This window comes from Pseudomonas sp. WS 5410 (assembly GCF_012985645.1).
Lineage (GTDB): Bacteria > Pseudomonadota > Gammaproteobacteria > Pseudomonadales > Pseudomonadaceae > Aquipseudomonas > Aquipseudomonas shahriarae.
On record NZ_JAAQWS010000047.1, the window covers coordinates 1 to 1,357 of the forward strand.

General features: G+C 65.6%; 1 protein-coding gene. It reads right to left on the reverse strand.

The features are described 5' to 3' along the window. Nucleotides 1-1,357, reverse strand: a 1,357-nt coding sequence (locus HBO24_RS29280; RefSeq protein WP_170060840.1) for an amino acid adenylation domain-containing protein, incomplete at both ends; no start/stop codon positions are given.

Here is a 1,357-nt window from a genome sequence, read left to right on the forward strand (position 1 = left end):
TGGGCACCATGTACTCCGGCAGGTCGCCCTTGAGCTGACGCTTGCACGCCTCACGCAGCGCCTGTTCATCGCTGACCGCTTGCACGGCAACCACGTACGCCACCAACTGCGAATGGCCAGCGACGTCCCGCACCACCACGGCGGCTTCGCGCACTTGCGGTTGCTCCAACAGCCGCGCCTCGATTTCCCCCAGTTCGATCCGCAACCCACGGATTTTTACCTGGTGATCCACGCGGCCGATGTACTCGATCACCCCGTCCGCGCGGTAGCGCGCCAGGTCGCCGGTGCGGTACAGGCGCGTACCGGGAGCGCCAAATGGATCGGGCAGGAAGCGTTCGGCGGTGAGTGCCGGGCGCTGGAAGTAACCCCGCGCCAGGCCATCGCCGCCAATCAACAATTCACCCGCCACCCCGACCGGCACCGGCGCCAGGTTATCGTCGAGGATATACAGGCTGGTATTGGCAATCGGCCCGCCCAGCCACGGCTGCGGCTGAGTTGGCGTGAGCGGGTACTGCGCCGACCAGATGGTGGTCTCGGTCGGCCCGTAGAGGTTCCACACCTGGGGCGAAAGCGCCAAAAGGCGGGTCGCCAGTTCCAGGGGCAGCGCCTCACCGCCGCACAGCAGTTTGCAGCCCTTGAGCTCATCGGCCTGCGGGTGATCGAGCAGCATGCGCCAGGTCGAGGGCGTGGACTGCAACACGCTGATGCGCTGCTGTTTGACCAGGGCAAGCAAGGCTTGCGGGTCGAGGTTGATGTCCTGTCCGGTCAGCACCAGGGTTGCGCCAGCCAACAGTGGCCCATAGATTTCCAGGCCGAAAATATCGAACGAAAAGGTGGTCAGCGACAGCAGCCGGTCATTGGCATCCAGGCCCGGCTGGCGGGCCATGCTGCACACAAAGTTGGTCAGGGCGCCATGGCGCACCATCACGCCTTTGGGCTTGCCGGTGGAGCCGGAGGTGTAGATCACGTAGGCCAGGTGTTCGGCCGTGGTGCGCGGCAGCGGGTTTTCGCAGCTGTAGCCATCGAGCCACGCATCCGGTTGGTCCAGGGCCAGGGCACTGACCCCGGCCGGGATCGGCAAGCGCGCCAGCAACGGTGCCTGGGTCAGCAGCAGGGCCAGGCCGCTGTCTTGCATCATGTAGGCCAGGCGTTCCTCGGGGTACGCCGGGTCCAGTGGCACATAGGCGCCACCGGCCTTGAGAATCGCCAGCAGCCCGACCACCAGGTCAACGCTGCGTTGCACCGCAATTCCCACCAGTACATCAGGGCCGACACCGGCCGCGATCAGGCGATGGGCCAGGCGGTTGGCCTGCTGGTTGAGTCGGGCAAAGGTCAATGACTGGGTGTCGAAGACCAA